This window comes from Variovorax sp. GW460-12-1-14-LB1 (assembly GCF_059423605.1).
Window position 1 is genome coordinate 49,300 of record NZ_JBWKYF010000036.1, and the last position, 14,159, is coordinate 63,458.

Annotated in this window: 13 protein-coding genes; 6 read left to right on the forward strand and 7 right to left on the reverse strand. The window is 69.5% G+C overall.

Annotation, left to right across the window (positions count from 1 at the left end):
• Positions 1–12: 12 nt before the first annotated feature.
• Entirely contained in the window at positions 13–1,278 is a 1,266-nt protein-coding gene (locus AC07Y4_RS18935; RefSeq protein WP_369629492.1) for an MFS transporter, read from the reverse strand.
• Between the two features lie 260 nt (positions 1,279–1,538).
• On the opposite strand from AC07Y4_RS18935, the gene AC07Y4_RS18940 reads away from it, so the two are divergent.
• On the forward strand, positions 1,539–2,822 hold the full coding sequence (locus tag AC07Y4_RS18940) for an ANTAR domain-containing protein (protein WP_495274912.1): 1,284 nt from the start codon (positions 1,539–1,541) through the stop codon (positions 2,820–2,822).
• A gap of 25 nt (positions 2,823–2,847) precedes the next feature.
• Here AC07Y4_RS18940 and AC07Y4_RS18945 read toward each other — a convergent pair whose 3' ends face one another.
• The 4 genes from AC07Y4_RS18945 to AC07Y4_RS18960 all read right to left on the reverse strand — a co-directional run bounded on the left by AC07Y4_RS18945 (position 2,848) and on the right by AC07Y4_RS18960 (position 7,423).
• On the reverse strand, positions 2,848–3,657 hold the full coding sequence (locus AC07Y4_RS18945; protein ID WP_492684304.1) for an ABC transporter ATP-binding protein: 810 nt from the start codon (positions 3,655–3,657) through the stop codon (positions 2,848–2,850).
• Entirely contained in the window at positions 3,654–4,577 is a 924-nt protein-coding gene (gene ntrB, locus AC07Y4_RS18950; protein WP_495274913.1) for a nitrate ABC transporter permease, read from the reverse strand. Before ntrB ends, AC07Y4_RS18945 begins: the two co-directional genes overlap by 4 nt.
• 13 nt (positions 4,578–4,590) lie before the next feature.
• Positions 4,591–5,838, reverse strand: a complete 1,248-nt coding sequence (locus AC07Y4_RS18955) for a CmpA/NrtA family ABC transporter substrate-binding protein (protein ID WP_062475451.1) — start codon at positions 5,836–5,838, stop codon at positions 4,591–4,593.
• 319 nt (positions 5,839–6,157) lie between these two features.
• A complete protein-coding gene (locus AC07Y4_RS18960) occupies positions 6,158–7,423 on the reverse strand; it encodes a nitrate regulatory protein (RefSeq protein ID WP_062475447.1) in 1,266 nt (421 codons plus the stop codon).
• Positions 7,424–7,523: 100 nt separating this feature from the next.
• On the opposite strand from AC07Y4_RS18960, the gene tsaD reads away from it, so the two are divergent.
• Complete coding sequence (gene tsaD / locus AC07Y4_RS18965) at positions 7,524–8,585, forward strand: tRNA (adenosine(37)-N6)-threonylcarbamoyltransferase complex transferase subunit TsaD (RefSeq protein ID WP_495274914.1); 1,062 nt, start codon at positions 7,524–7,526, stop codon at positions 8,583–8,585.
• On the opposite strand, the gene AC07Y4_RS18970 is transcribed toward tsaD, so the two are convergent.
• Entirely contained in the window at positions 8,521–9,279 is a 759-nt protein-coding gene (locus tag AC07Y4_RS18970; protein WP_095949087.1) for an alpha/beta hydrolase, read from the reverse strand. The two genes, tsaD and AC07Y4_RS18970, sit on opposite strands and share 65 nt — an antisense overlap.
• A gap of 190 nt (positions 9,280–9,469) precedes the next feature.
• Positions 9,470–9,838 carry an Hsp20/alpha crystallin family protein gene (locus AC07Y4_RS18975; protein WP_159276089.1) on the reverse strand — a complete coding sequence of 123 codons (369 nt, stop codon included), beginning with the start codon at positions 9,836–9,838 and terminating at the stop codon, positions 9,470–9,472.
• Positions 9,839–9,965: 127 nt separating this feature from the next.
• On the opposite strand from AC07Y4_RS18975, the gene AC07Y4_RS18980 reads away from it, so the two are divergent.
• The 4 genes from AC07Y4_RS18980 to AC07Y4_RS18995 all read left to right on the forward strand — a co-directional run.
• Entirely contained in the window at positions 9,966–11,249 is a 1,284-nt protein-coding gene (locus tag AC07Y4_RS18980) for a branched-chain amino acid ABC transporter substrate-binding protein (RefSeq protein ID WP_139702816.1), read from the forward strand.
• A gap of 5 nt (positions 11,250–11,254) precedes the next feature.
• Positions 11,255–12,448 carry a pyridoxal phosphate-dependent aminotransferase gene (locus AC07Y4_RS18985; RefSeq protein ID WP_495274915.1) on the forward strand — a complete coding sequence of 398 codons (1,194 nt, stop codon included), beginning with the start codon at positions 11,255–11,257 and terminating at the stop codon, positions 12,446–12,448.
• An 11-nt stretch (positions 12,449–12,459) separates the two neighbouring features.
• Entirely contained in the window at positions 12,460–13,260 is an 801-nt protein-coding gene (locus AC07Y4_RS18990; RefSeq protein WP_495274916.1) for an AraC family transcriptional regulator, read from the forward strand.
• Positions 13,261–13,343: 83 nt separating this feature from the next.
• Positions 13,344–14,159 (forward strand): DMT family transporter (locus AC07Y4_RS18995; protein ID WP_495274917.1); only part of this gene is annotated, 816 nt, incomplete at its 3' end.

Below are 14,159 nucleotides of genomic sequence, written 5' to 3' on the forward strand. Positions count from 1 at the left end.
GGGCGGGCTGGGTCATGAACGGGCGGCCTTGCGAACGGGCGAGGGCTTGGCTGCAGCAGGGGCCGGCGTGACACGCGCGCGCCCGCCTTTTTCGGCCCAGGTGCGCGTCCAGCGGATCTGCATCACGCGCATCACGCCCAGCATCGCCAGCGAGAGCGCACCGAAGAACACGAAGCCCCAGGCGTAGCTGCCCAGGTACTGCTTCGACAGGCCCATGGCGTTGGGCACCAGGCCGCCGCCGAGGGCGCCGATCTCGCCGATCATCGAGCCGGCCACCGCCGTGCTCGTGGGCCAGCGCAGCGGCACCAGCTGGAACAGTGCGCCGTTGCCCGCGCCCAGTGCGGCGAAGCACACGATCAGCAGCAGCGTGGTGAGCGCCAGCGAGCCCGACGAGAAGCCCACCAGCACGAGGCCCACGGCCACCACCAGCAGCACCACCGTGAGCGTGTTCACGCCGCCCCAGCGGTCGGACAGCCAGCCGCCCACGATGCGCACCGCCGCGCCCATGAAGGCCGCGAGCATCGTCAGCTGGCCGGCCTGCACCTTGCTCACGCCGAACTGGTCGTAGTAGTACGAGGGCAGGAAGGTCGTGAGGCCGATGAAGCCGCCGAAGGTCACGCCGTAGATCAGGCTGAAGACCCAGCCGTCTTTCTCGAACAGGCAGGCGATGTGGGCGCGGAAGCTGCCGTGCGGGTCCACGTCCGGCGGCTCCTTGGCGAAGAACACCATCACGACCATCGGGATGAGGATCGCGACGGCGGCCACGCCGTACACCGCCTGCCAGCCCAGCCAGTTGGCCAGCGGCGGCGCCACCAGCACCGACACGGCCGTGCCCACGTTGCCCGCGCCCACCAGGCCCATGGCCAGGCCCTTGTGCTGCGGCGGGAACCAGCCCGAGCCCAGCGACAGCGCCACGCCGAAGCTCGCGCCGGCGATGCCCAGCAGCACGCCCATGGCGAGCAGGTCGTTGAAGCTCTTCACGAAGAAGAAGCCGAACAGCATCGCCACGGCGATGAGGCCCATCTCGACCAGCGTGGCCTTCTTGCGGCCGATGTATTGCGACAGCAGGCCCAGCGGGAAGCGCATGAGCGCGCCCGCGATGATCGGCACCGACAGCATCAGGCCCTTCTGCGCGGGCGAGAGGTTGAAGGTCTCGCCGATGAAGGGCGCCATGGCGCCGTTGAGCACCCAGATGCAGCAGGAGAACGAGAAGTACAGGAAGGCCGCGAACAGGGTCGGACTGTGGCCTGACTGCAAGAAATTCCTGAAACCGGACATGGTGTTCAAAGGTGCAAAAAGCCGCGGCGCGACCGGGGAGCGGCCGTGTCGACGGACAGGGGTGGAGTCGGGAGGCCGGCGGCGAACGCCGTCGGCATGGGGGTGAGCCCGGCCTGAGGATGGCCGGGTTGGATGCAGGAGCCTGCAGCCTCACCAAAGCGGTGCTTCGTTACACCGTGCCCCCTTCGATGCAAGAGGCGTGCCTGCGGATGCAGGCTGGCGTGGCCTATGCTTCCCGGGCCTTGCCACACCTTGCCGCCATGTCTCTTCTCGTCGTCCTTTCCCCTGAACCCGCTGAAGGCGAGCCCTTGCCGGCGTCGCTGCAGCAGTCGATCGATGCCGCGGGCGTCGCGGTGCTCGGGCGCGCGGGCTGCCACACGCTGGTGCAGCGCACGCAGGCGCTTGCACCGTCGATGGTCCTGGTGCATCTGGATGAAACAGAGCCGCAGCTCGACGCGTTGCTCGAAGCGCTGGCCCCCTGGGGCGGCGCACCGCCGTGCGCACTGGGCGTGATGAGCGCGCCGCTGGACGGCGCGCAGCACGCAGCGCTCGTGGCCGCGGGCGTGCATGGGTGGGTACCCATCGAGGGCGCCGATGCGCTCGCGGCACTGATCGCGCAGGCGCAGGCCCGCTGGACCCGCGAGGCCGCGCTGCGCACCGAACTCGATGCCCTGCGCACCCGCATGGACGAGCGCAAGTGGGTCGATCGCGCCAAGGGCCTGCTGATGTCCGCGCGCGGCATTGGCGAAGACGAGGCCTTCGGCCTGCTGCGCGGCGCCGCGATGCACGCCAACCTGCGGCTGGGCGAGGTGTCGCGCTCGGTCATCGAGGCCGCGCAATGGGCCGAGGCGATCAACCGTGCGGGCCAGCTGCGCATGCTCTCGCAGCGGCTGGTGCGCGTGGCGGCGCAGCTCGCGGCCGGCATCGACGCGCAGCGCGCGCGCGTGCTGCGCACGCAGTCGACCGAGCGGGTGCAGCAGACGCTGGATCATCTGACGGCCCTCGAGCTGGGGCCGGCGGGCGTGCAGGCGCTCGGCGAGGTGCAGGCGGCGTGGCTCGCGCTGGCCGCGCTGCTGGTTGCCAAGCCTGCGTCGCAGGGGCTGGCTGCGATCGATGCGCGCGGCGAGGCTTTGCTGTCGGCGGCCGAGTCGCTGACGGACGCGCTGGAGGCGTCCGGTGCGCGGCGCGCGCTGCGCATCGTCAACATCTGCGGACGGCAGCGCATGCGCGCGCAGCGCCTCGCCAAGGACGCATTGCTGGCCTCGACGCTCGCGGCCGGCGCCTCGCGCGAGCGGCTGCTGCCGACCATGAACGAATTCGAAGCCGCGCTGCTGGAGCTGGAGCGCGCGCCGCTCAGCTCGCCCGAGATCCGCGCCGGGCTGGCGAGCGCGCGCGACGAGTGGCTGCGCCTCGTCGGCGGCGTGCAGGCGCTCGACAGCCCCGAGGGGCGCGCCACGCTGGTGCGTTCCAGCGAAGCGCTGGTCGACACCTTCGAGCGCCTGACCGGGTGGTACGAGCACAGCCTGCAGGTCATCATGTCTTGATGCCCGTCGTGCCGCGCCTGCCGGGTCAGGCCGCGGCCTTCTCCACATGCGCCTGGCGCGTGTAGAGAAAATCGATCACCGCCTTGCGCGCATGCACATAGGCCGGGTCTTCGGCCAGCGCCACGCGGTTGCGCGGGCGCGCGATGTCCACCGCCAGCACGTCGCCGATGGTGGCGGCCGGGCCGTTGGTGAGCATCACGATGCGGTCGCTCAGCAGCACGGCTTCGTCGACGTCGTGCGTGACCATGACGACCGTGCTGCGCGTCTTCTGCACGATGGCGAGCAGCTCGTCCTGCAGCTTGGCGCGGGTGAGGGCGTCGAGTGCGCCGAAGGGCTCGTCCATCAGCAGCACCTTGGGCTCCATCGACAGCGCCCGCGCGATGCCCACGCGCTGCTTCATGCCGCCCGAGATTTCGCCGGGGCGCTTCTGCGCGGCGGGCGTGAGGCCCACCAGCGCGAGCGCCGCGTCGGTGCGCTCGCGCAGCTGCGCCTTGTTCTCGGTGGCCGCGAACACGCGCTCGACCGCGAGGTACACGTTCTCGAAGCAGGTGAGCCAGGGCAGCAGCGAGTGGTTCTGGAACACCACGGCGCGCTCGGGGCCCGGGCCCTTGATCTCCTTGTTGGCGCACAGCAGCACGCCCTGCGTGGGCGTGGTCAGTCCGGCGATGAGGTTCAGCAGCGTCGACTTGCCGCAGCCCGAGTGGCCGATGAGCGTGACGAACTCGCCCTTGGCCACGTTCAGGTTCACGTCGCGCAGCGCGACGAAGCGGCCCTTGGGGGTCTTGAACGCCTGCTCGACGCCATGGATCTCGATGTACTTGCTGTCGTCGTTCATGACTTCACCTCTTCGAACGTGAATGCGGTGGCGAGCTTGATGAGCGCGAACTCCAGCACCAGGCCGACGATGCCGATCACGAAGATCGCGATGATGATGTTGGCGACGTTGAGGTTGTTCCACTCGTCCCACACCCAGAAGCCGATGCCCACGCCGCCCGTGAGCATCTCGGCCGCGACGATCACCAGCCACGCGGTGCCCACGGCCAGGCGCACGCCCGTGAGCATGTAGGGCAGCACGGCCGGAAAGAGGATCTTGGTGAGGATCTTCCATTCGCTGAGGTTGAGCACCTTGGCCACGTTCATGTAGTCGCTGGGCACGCGCTGCACGCCCACGGCGGTGTTGATGACCATCGGCCAGATCGAGCAGATGAAGATGGTCCAGATCGCGGCCGGGTTGGCGCCCTTGAACACCAGCAGGCCGATGGGCAGCCACGCCAGCGGCGACACCGGGCGCAGCAGGCTGATCAGCGGGTTGAACATGCGCGAGAGGAACTCGAAGCGCCCGATGGCGAAGCCGGCCGGAATGCCGACCGCTGCGGCGAGGCCGAAGCCCAGCGCCACGCGCTGCAGCGACGACAGCACGTTCCAGCCCACGCCCTGGTCGTTCGGCCCCTTGCTGTAGAACGGATCGCTGAACACCGTGAGCGCCTGCTGCCAGGTGGCCAGCGGCGAGGGAAAGCCGGTGGTGCTCTTCATGGCCACGATCTCCCACACGAGCACCAGCAGGCCGAAGCCCAGGAACGGCGGGAGCACGCGCATCCAGAAGGCGCGCAGGTCCAGGGGCGTGCGGGTGCGGGGCGCAGGCGCTGCCGGAGCAACGGCCGCAGCGGGGGCGGGTGCCAGGGGCCTGGACACCACGGGCGCGGTGACCTGCGAGGCCACGGCGTCGAGCGGGGAATGGAAGACAGCGCTGACCATGGTGCGTTTCTCCTCAGACATGGAGCTTGAAAGACTCGGCGTACTTCTTCGGGTCCTTGCCGTCCCAGACGGTGCCGTCGAAGAGCTTGCTGGTGCGCAGCACGTCCTTGGGCACGGGCGTCTGCGTGGCGGCGGCGGCCTGCTTGTAGATGTCGATGCGGTTGATCTCGGTGGCCACCTTCAGGTAGTCGGGGTGCTCCTTCAAGAGCCCCCAGCGCTTGTGCTGCGTGAGGAACCACATGCCGTCCGACAGGTACGGGAAGTTCACGGCGCCGCCGTTGTAGAACTTCATGTGGTTGGGGTCGTCCCAGCTCTTGCCCAGGCCGTTGGTGTAGCGGCCCAGGATGCGCTGGTTGATGGCGTCCACGCTGGTGTTGACGTAGCTCTTGTCAGCAATGGTTTCGGCCATCTTGTTCTTGTTCTGCAGGCCGGTGTCGATCCACTTGCCGGCCTCGAGGATCGCGGCCGTGACGGCGCGCGCGGTGTTCGGGTACTTCTTCGTGAACTCCGCGGTGCAGCCCAGCACCTTCTCGGGGTGGTCCTTCCAGATGTCCTGGGTGGTGATGCCGGTGAAGCCGATGCCGTCCATGATCGCGCGCTGGCCCCAGGGCTCGCCCACGCAGTAGCCGTCCATGTTGCCCACGCGCATGTTGGCCACCATCTGCGGAGGCGGCACGGTGATGTTCTTCACGTCCTTGAACGGATCGATGCCGGCCGAGGCGAGCCAGTAGTAGAGCCACATGGCGTGCGTGCCGGTGGGGAAGGTGTGGGCGAAGGTGTATTCGCCCTTTTCCTTGGCGATGAGCTTGGCGAGCGAGGCCGCATCGACCGCGCCCTTGTCGGCCAGTTTCTTCGACAGCGTGATGGCCTGGCCGTTGTTGTTCAGGGTCATGAGCACGGCCATGTCCTTCTTCGGGCCGCTCACGCCCAGGTGCATGCCGTACACGAGGCCGTAGAGCACGTGCGCCATGTCGAGGTCGCCGTTCACGAGCTTGTCGCGCACGCCGGCCCAGCTGGCTTCCTTGCTCGGCACGATCTTCACGCCGTACTTCTTGTCGATGCCCAGCACCGAAGCCATCACCACGCTGGCGCAATCGGTCAGCGGGATGAAGCCGATCTTCACTTCTTCCTTCTCGGGCTTGTCCGAGCCCTGGGCCCAGACGGCGGCGCGCAGCGCGGGGTCGATGCCCACGGCGCCGAGGGCGGCGGCCTGCAGCACGCGGCGCCGGCTCAGTTTGGTTTTCAGCAGCAGATCGGACATGGGCGGGGCTCCAGAAGTGAAAGACAAAAACGAAAAGGCGTCCGCACCGCGCAGGGGCTGCTCGTGAACGAGCCCTTGCGGGATGGGGACGCCTTTGTCCGGTTCGGTGGGCCGCACCCGCCGTTGGGTGCAACCTGCCTTTGAGACCTTGCGGTCCCGTGCCAAGGACTACGCAAGCGACGTGCCAGCTCGAACCCGCCGTTGGGAGCTATGGAAAAGATAGCTGGCAGGGCGCGCCGGTGCAGGGGAAAGTTCCTGCTGGCTTGCTAACCCGGGCGACGCACAACTGTTGTGCGCTGCACCAATCCAAGCGCCCGGGTCAGCGTCGCGGTGCAGGCTCGAGCGGCAGGTAGTCGGCCATGGCCAGCATCGACTCGGCCACGTCGACGAGGCGGCGCTTCTGGTTCATGGCGGTCTGGCGCAGCATCTTGTGCGCCTCGGCCTCGCTCAGGCGGCGGTGCGCCATCAGCAGGCCCTTGGCGCGCTCGACGATCTTGCGTTCGTTGAGCGAGGCGCGCACGGTGTCGAGCTCGTCGCTCATGGCCTGCAGGCGCTGCGACTGTTCCTGGACCATGTCGAGCACCGAGCGTTCGAGGTGGCGCCCGAGCTGCGCGGGCGTGGCGTCCTGTGCCTGCTGGGCATCGTCGAAGAACAGCGCGCCGCCGGCCTGCGGGGCCAGCGTGCCGAGCAGCTGCCGGTAGGCCGCCAGCTCGCTGCGCGCCTGGGCGGTCTTGTGGTCGCACAGCGCGCGCAGGTCGGCCGAGAGGCGGTTCTCGACCGTCTGCATGGCGTCGATGCGCCGCGTGCAGCAGTCGAACCAGGCCTGGCTCAGCAGCGCGTCGGCCGGCACCGAGGTGGCGCCCTTGCGGCGCAGGCGCTCGAGTTCGGCGAGCACGGCGTCCGACTGGCTGTCGTGCCACAGCGTGCGCACCGCGTCGCCCGAGAAATCGATGAACACCTGGAAGCAGCGCTCCTGCGACTCGATGAGGTGGCGCCACTGCTGGCGCTGCGCGTCGTCGCCCCGGCCCAGCGCGAGCGCGGCGGCGCCGAAGGCCCGCTCCTGGCCGGCGAACTCCTTGCCCTGCATGAAGTTGAACATCGCCACCAGCAGGCGCGAGATTTCGGGGTCGGTGGCGCCGTCGGCCGCCTCGAACACCACCGCCAGCAGGCCGGCCACCAGCTTGGCGAAGGCGGCCACGGCCTGCGCCGGCTGGAGTTCGAGCGCGTCGATGCGCCGGCGCAGCGCGGGCAGGGCGTCCAGGCCGGGCAGCACCCAGGCGATGCGGCTGAACAGGCGCGCGCCATGGCCGGCGCCCACCGCGCGGTGGTGCTCGGCCTCGAGCCGGTCGAAGCCGGCGCGCACCTGCTGCTCGAGCGCCAGGCATTCGGCGATCTGCGGGCCGCGCTGGTCGGCAAAGCGCCCGCCGTGCGAGGCCAGGAACACGTTCGACATGCCGCGCTCGCGCTGCAGCGCATGCACGAGCCGCCCGATGGCGCCGACCAGCTCGCTGGTGCGCGCGAGCTGGTCCAGCGCGTCGATCTCGCATCGGCGCGCGGCGATCAGGAAGCTCAGGCCGGAAGTCATTCGTGGGGGCGCGGAAGGGGCGCCTTCCGCTCGTGCAACTTCCGTGCCTTGCTTGCCCCTTCGCGGGCGCCGCCGGCGGGCGGCCCCTACACTCGGCGCCATGCTCTTGTTGGGAATCGAATCATCCTGCGACGAGACCGGCGTGGCGCTGGTCGAGTCGCACGGCGACGCGCTGCCGCTGCTGCGTTCGCACGCGCTGCACAGCCAGATCGCCATGCACCAGGCCTACGGCGGCGTGGTGCCCGAGCTGGCCAGCCGCGACCACATCCGCCGCGTGCTGCCGCTCACCGAAGCCGTCATGGCCGAGGCCGGGCGCTCGCTGACCGAGATCGACGTGGTGGCCTACACGCGCGGCCCGGGCCTGGCCGGCGCGCTGCTCGTGGGCGCGGGCGTGGCGTGCGCGCTCGGCGTGGCGCTGGGCAAGCCGGTGCTGGCGGTGCATCACCTCGAAGGGCATCTGCTGTCGCCGTTCCTGAGCGCCGACCCGCCCGAATTCCCGTTCGTGGCGCTGCTGGTGTCGGGTGGTCACACGCAGCTGATGCGGGTCGACGGCGTGGGCCGCTACGAACTGCTCGGCGAAACCATCGACGACGCGGCGGGCGAGGCCTTCGACAAGAGCGCCAAGCTCATGGGCCTGCCGTACCCCGGCGGCCCCTGGCTCGCGAAGCTGGCCGAAGAGGGCGACGCCGCGGCCTTCAAGCTGCCCCGCCCGCTGCTGCACAGCGGTGATCTCGACTTTTCGTTTGCCGGCCTGAAGACGGCCGTGCTCACGCAGGCCAAGAAGCTCGGCGACCAGCTCGAGGCGCGCAAGGCCGACCTGGCCGCCTCCACGCAGGCGGCGATCGTCGAAGTGCTGCTGAAGAAGTCGCTCGCGGCGCTGGACCAGACCGGCCTGAAGCGGCTGGTGGTGGCCGGCGGCGTGGGGGCCAACAGGAACCTGCGCGAGCAGCTGAACGCGGCCTGCGCCAAGCGCAAGGTGCGCGTGCACTACCCCGAGCTGCACTTGTGCACGGACAACGGCGCCATGATCGCCATGGCGGCGGCGATGCGGCTGCAATCAGGCCTGTCGCAGGCCTCGGAGCGCTACGCCTTCGACGTCAAGCCGCGATGGCCGATGGCATCGCTGATGACGCCCGAGACGCCGCTGCCGGAAACCGCGTAGCCGGCTGCGGCCGTGCGCGCCCCAGCGAGGGCAGCGGCAGCACGTCGAGCACGTTGCGCCAGAGCTGGCGCCACTCGGGCCAGTCGTGGCCGCCTTCGGTCGTGAACACGCGCCCCGGGGGCAGGGCGTCGGCCAGCAGCTTGTGGTTGCTGGCGAAGCGGTCGGCCAGGCCGAAGCCCAGGTACAGCGGCGGCAGGTCCTGGGAGGGCTTCGGCGCCAGGTACTGCTGGAAGAAGGGCCAGAGCTTGCGGTCGGGTTCCTCGTCGGGCTGCGGCCCGGTGGGCGCCTGCCAGGCGCGCAGGCCGCCGGCCTTCTTGATTTCCGCGCCGAGCACGCGGCGCCCGAGGTAGGGCGCCAGCGCCACGATGCCATCCACCGAGCCCGGCCGTGCCAGTTCGTGGATCAGCGCGCCGAACCCGCCGATGGAAATGCCGACCAGCCAGATCGAGGTGTAGCCCTTGGCGCGCTGCGGCTCGATGACGTCGGCATGCAGCCGCTCGCTGAGGGTCTGGTCGTAGTAGTAGGAGACGTCCGCATCGACCAGCAGTGCGTCGGCTGCGAGGTGCCGCTCGCGCACGGCGCTGATGAAACCCTCGCGCTCGAACTCTTCGGGTTTGAGGTAGGCCCCTGGCAGGAAGATCAGGAGCGTGTCGGACCGTTCGTTGTCATTGGCTGACTGCAGGTGCGTTTTCATGGTGCCTTGAGGCACACCCGCTGTCCGCACCGCCCGGGAACTCGATGCGTTTACGAGATGCCCACGAAGAAGAAAGTACTAATAAATCGTCACATCATGTGACGTTATCCGGCACTATTGTGAATACGGCGCTTGTTTAAAGTCAAAACAAGCTGTCACTAACATTTTCTTCGTGGGGGCATCGCCGGGACTAGTTGATCTGCAAGTTCGAAACCTGGCTTGCCGGCACCAGCTTGCCGAGCTTGAGGGTCAGCACGCCGTTCTCCAGCTTGGCTTCGCTGGTGGCCAGGTCGATGGCTTGCGGCAGCTCGTAGGCGAGCTTGATCTGGCGCTTGGCTTCGGCCTTGCTTTCGATGCGGACCACGGCACCTTCGATGGCCACCGACAGGTCTTCACGCGACAGGCCGGGCACGTCCAGCGACAGGGTCCAGCTCTTGTCGTCCTGCTCGACCAGGGGCGAGCGGCGGGCGCCGGCAAAAGCCTCGTTCACGAAGCGCTCGAAAGCGCGGTCGTGGGCACGGGGAGCGAAATGCGCGCGGTGGGTGGGGGTGAAGAACATGGCGAAAACTCCTGGGTGAATGAACACAATGGGGACATGGAATGTGTGTCCCTTACACTGCGCGGCCTTTCCATCGTGAGTGCCGCTTGACACCTCATCTAGGCGCATCGGCACGCGTTTCAAGACAATGAAAACCCCCTTTATTTGGCGCCGCCAGGCCTTGAAATTCGCAGCGGCGGCGCTATGCGCGACCCCGTTCGCCGGCCTGGCCCAGGCCCCGCAACCCGCGCCGATCCGGCTGGCGCTCATCGAGAGCATGAGCGGCCCCTTCGCCAACACCGGCGAGGCCGTGTTCCGCAACCTGCAGTGGGCCGTGGAGCGCGTGAACGCGCGCGGCGGCGTGAAGCTGCCGGGCGGCGCGCGGCCGCTGCAACTGGACCGCTACGACAGCAAGGGCCAGAACGAAGAAGCGCTGTCGGCGCTGCGCGCGGCCATGGACGACGGCACCCGCATCGTGCTGCAGGGCAATTCGTCGGTGACGGCCGCGGCGCTGATCGATGCCATCGACAAGAACAACGAGCGCGACCCCTCGCGCCGCGCGATCTTCCTGAACTATTCGGCCGTCGATCCGGTGCTGACCAACGAGCGCTGCAGCTTCTGGCACTTCCGCTTCGACGCCCACGCCGACATGCGCGTGGCCGCGCTGATGGACGTGGTCAAGGACGACGCGGCGCTCAAGCGCGTCTACCTGATCGGCCAGGACTACAGCTTCGGCCAGGCCGTGCTGCGCGAGTCGCGCCGCCAGCTGGGCGTGCAGCGCCCCGACGTGGAAATCGTCGGCGACGAGCTGCACCCCATGGGCAAGGTGAAGGACTTCGCGCCCTACGCCACCAAGATCCTCGCCAGCGGCGCGCAGGCGGTGGTCACTGGCAACTGGGGCAACGACCTCACGCTGCTCGTGAAGGCCGCGCGCGAAGCCGGCTTCAACGGCAGCTTCTACACCTTCTACGGCAATGCGCTGGGCGCGCCGGCCGCCATCGGCGACGCGGGCATCGGCCGCGTGGTCGCCGTGGCCGACTGGCTGCCGAACGTGCAGACGCCGCAGTCCGAAGCCTTCTACCGGGCCTTCCGCACGCGCTTTCCGCGCCCGGCCGACGACTACGTGCACATGCGCATGCAGCTCTTGGTCGAGTCGCTCGCGCAGGCGCTGGAACGCGCGGGCAGCACCGAGGCCGTGCCATTGGCGCGCGCGCTGGAGCAGGCCGACGTGAGCCTGTACGGCCAGCGCGGCCGCATGCGCGCGGCCGACCATCAGTTCCAGCAGCAGCTTGTGGTCGGTGTGATGGACAAGCAGGGCAAGCCCGGCGTGCAGTTCGACGTTGAGGGCTCGGGCTACGGCTTTCGCGTGATCAAGACGATCGCGCCTGAACGCGCCGAGCAGCCCACCTCTTGCAAGATGAAGCGCCCCTGAGGTGCATGACCCCGACAGCACAGGAACTCCCCGACATGCGTGAAGCCATCCACCACCTCGAAGCCTCGAAGATCCGCGAAGTCGCCAACGCCGGCATGGGCCGCGACGACGTGCTCGCCTTCTGGTTCGGCGAGAGCGACGAGGTCACTCCCGAGGTGATCCGCCAGGCGGCCATCGAATCGCTGCAGCGCGGCGAAACTTTCTACGCGCACAACCTCGGCCTGCCCGAGCTGCGCGAAGCCATCGCGCGCTACACCAGCCGCCTGCACCCGGCGGTTGACGCTTCGCGCATCGCCGTCGCCTCGGGCGGCGTGAGCGCGCTGATGCTCGCGGTGCAGGCGCTGGTCGATGCGGGCGACGACGTGGTCGCCGTCACGCCCGTGTGGCCCAACCTCACGGCGCAGCCGGCGATCATGGGCGCGCAGGTGCGCACGGTGCCGCTGGTGCCAGTGAACGGCCAGTGGACGCTCGACCTGCCCGCGTTGCGCATGGCGGTCACGCCCAAGACGAAGCTGCTGATCGTCAACGCGCCGAACAACCCCACGGGCTGGACGATGACGCGCGACGAGCAGCAGGCCGTGCTCGACCATTGCCGCCAGACCGGCACCTGGATCCTGGCCGACGAGGTGTACGAGCGTCTGTACTTCGAGCCCACGCCGAACGGGTGCGCGCCGAGCTTCCTCGACATTTCCACGCCCGACGATCGCCTCGTCGTGACGCACAGCTTCTCGAAGAGCTTCCTCATGACCGGCTGGCGCCTCGGCTGGCTGGTGTTGCCGCCGGCGATGGTCGACGGCATCGGCAAGCTGATCGAGTTCAACACCTCGTGCGCCAGCGTGTTCACGCAGCGCGCCGCCATCGCGGCGCTCGAGCACACGGCCGACATCACGCCGCGCGTGGTCGCGCACCTGAAGCAGTGCCGCGACACGCTGGTGCCGCTGCTGGCGGCCGTGCCGGGCGTGCAGGTGGCGCCGGCCAAGGGCGGCATGTATGCCTTCTTCCGGCTCGAAGGTTTTGGCGATTCACTTGAGCTCGCCAAGCGCCTGGTCGCCGAAGCGGGCCTGGGGCTCGCGCCGGGCAACGCCTTCGCGCCCGAGGCGCAGGGCTGGCTGCGCTGGTGCTTCGCGTCGAAAGACCCGCAGCGGCTGGTGCAGGGCGTCGAGCGGCTGCGCGGCTGGCTGGCGAAGCAGGCGCGCTGAGGTTTTCCGGCATGGCGTCGCCGTCGAGCTTCGCGCCCGTCGATGCCGTGCGCATCCGCGGCTCGGCGCTGCCGGGGCTGCAGGCGATCGCGGCCGAATCGAGTCGCAGCTTTCCGCGCCACATGCACGACGTCTTCGGCATCGGCGTGATGGACCGCGGCGGACAGCGCTCGGCCAGCGGGCGCGGTGCGGTCGAGGCGGTGCGCGGCGATGTCATCACGGTCAATCCGGGCGAGGTGCACGACGGCGTTGCGATGCGCGGTGAGGCGCGGGCTTGGCGCATGTTGCATCTGGCGCCCGCGCTGCTGTCGGACGGTGTGCCGCCGGGGTTCGAGCTGACGCGGCCGGTACTGAGCGACCCGGCGCTGCGGCAGGGCTTCGACCGGTTGTTCGCGGCCATCATTGAAGGCGACGACGCGCTGGCGCTGGAGCAGGGCGTGCTGCAGCTGCTGCGCGATGCGCCCGGCACGCGAGCTCCCGAGTCGCCACAGCGCGTGGCGCCGGCAGCGATGGAACGAGCGCGTGCACGCATCGCCGACGACTGCCTCCACGCGCCCACGCTCGGCGAATTGGCGCGCGAGGCCGGTCTGAGCCGCTACCAACTGCTGCGCGGCTTCGCGGCCGCCTTCGGGCTGCCGCCGCATGCCTGGCTGCAGCAGTGCCGGCTGTCGCGCGCGCGCCGGCTGATCGCGCAGGGCCGGGCGCTGGCCGATGCGGCAGCCGGCGCAGGCTTCGCTGACCAGAGCCATATGACGCGGGCCTTCGTGCGCTTCCTGGGCTTCACGCCCGGGGCGTATGCGGCGGCGCGCTAGCTCGATTCCTGCAATTTCGTTCAAGACCGCCGCGCCCCTGGCGGGAGACGCTCGCGCTTTCTGCAAAACGGAAGGCGATCAGGATGTCGGAACGAAGCAAGGGAATGTGGCTGTGCGCGCTCGCGATGGTCACGGTCGGCAGCACGGTGGTCGCGAGCAAGCTCATCGCGAACGGCCTGCCGCCGTTCACGGCGACCGCGCTGCGCTTTGCGCTGGCGCTGCCCGTGTTCGTGGCGCTGATGGGGTTCCTGCGCGTGCGCTGGCCGCGCCCGGACCGCCACGACGCCGTGCTGCTGCTGTGCCAGGCGGCGGCGGGCAGCGTCGGCTACACGGTGCTGCTGATCCTGGGCGTGCGCTGGGCGCCGGCCGCCGACGCGGGCGTGGTGACCGGCACGCTGCCGGCCATGGCCGCGTTGGTGGCTGTGCTGGCGCTGCGCGAGCGGCCGGGGCGCTACCTGGTGGGCGGGATCGTGCTCGCGAGCCTGGGCGTGCTGGCGATCACGCTGCGTTCGGGCGACGGGGGCGGGGCGCGCACGTCGACCGCGCTGCTTGGCAACCTGCTGGTGCTGGGTGCGGTGGCGCTCGAGTCGCTGTTCATCCTGCTCAACAAGCGGCTGCGCGTGCCGCTGGCGCCGCTCGTGCAATCGACGGCGATGGTCGCGCTGGGGCTGCTGCTGTCCGTGGTTCCGGCGCTGCTGGAGCGCGCCTGGCTTCAGCCGGTGCCGGCGGAGGCGCTGGCCGGGGTGGCTTACTACGCGCTGGTGCCGACGGTGGCGGGTTTCCTGCTCTGGTACGCGGGCGCCGCCCGGCTGCGCGGTGCCGAGGCGGCGCTGTTCACGGCGCTGATGCCGGTGTCGGCGCTGGTCCTGGCCGCGTGGTGGCTGGGGGAGGCCGTGGGG

Coding starts and splice junctions, on each gene's coding strand:
- AC07Y4_RS18935 (WP_369629492.1), bottom strand. CDS start 1,278: ATGTCCGGTTTCAGGAATTTCTTGCAGTCAGGCCACAGTCCGACCCTG.
- AC07Y4_RS18940 (WP_495274912.1), top strand. CDS start 1,539: ATGTCTCTTCTCGTCGTCCTTTCCCCTGAACCCGCTGAAGGCGAGCCC.
- AC07Y4_RS18945 (WP_492684304.1), bottom strand. CDS start 3,657: ATGAACGACGACAGCAAGTACATCGAGATCCATGGCGTCGAGCAGGCG.
- ntrB (WP_495274913.1), bottom strand. CDS start 4,577: ATGGTCAGCGCTGTCTTCCATTCCCCGCTCGACGCCGTGGCCTCGCAG.
- AC07Y4_RS18955 (WP_062475451.1), bottom strand. CDS start 5,838: ATGTCCGATCTGCTGCTGAAAACCAAACTGAGCCGGCGCCGCGTGCTG.
- AC07Y4_RS18960 (WP_062475447.1), bottom strand. CDS start 7,423: ATGACTTCCGGCCTGAGCTTCCTGATCGCCGCGCGCCGATGCGAGATC.
- tsaD (WP_495274914.1), top strand. CDS start 7,524: ATGCTCTTGTTGGGAATCGAATCATCCTGCGACGAGACCGGCGTGGCG.
- AC07Y4_RS18970 (WP_095949087.1), bottom strand. CDS start 9,279: ATGAAAACGCACCTGCAGTCAGCCAATGACAACGAACGGTCCGACACG.
- AC07Y4_RS18975 (WP_159276089.1), bottom strand. CDS start 9,838: ATGTTCTTCACCCCCACCCACCGCGCGCATTTCGCTCCCCGTGCCCAC.
- AC07Y4_RS18980 (WP_139702816.1), top strand. CDS start 9,966: ATGAAAACCCCCTTTATTTGGCGCCGCCAGGCCTTGAAATTCGCAGCG.
- AC07Y4_RS18985 (WP_495274915.1), top strand. CDS start 11,255: ATGACCCCGACAGCACAGGAACTCCCCGACATGCGTGAAGCCATCCAC.
- AC07Y4_RS18990 (WP_495274916.1), top strand. CDS start 12,460: ATGGCGTCGCCGTCGAGCTTCGCGCCCGTCGATGCCGTGCGCATCCGC.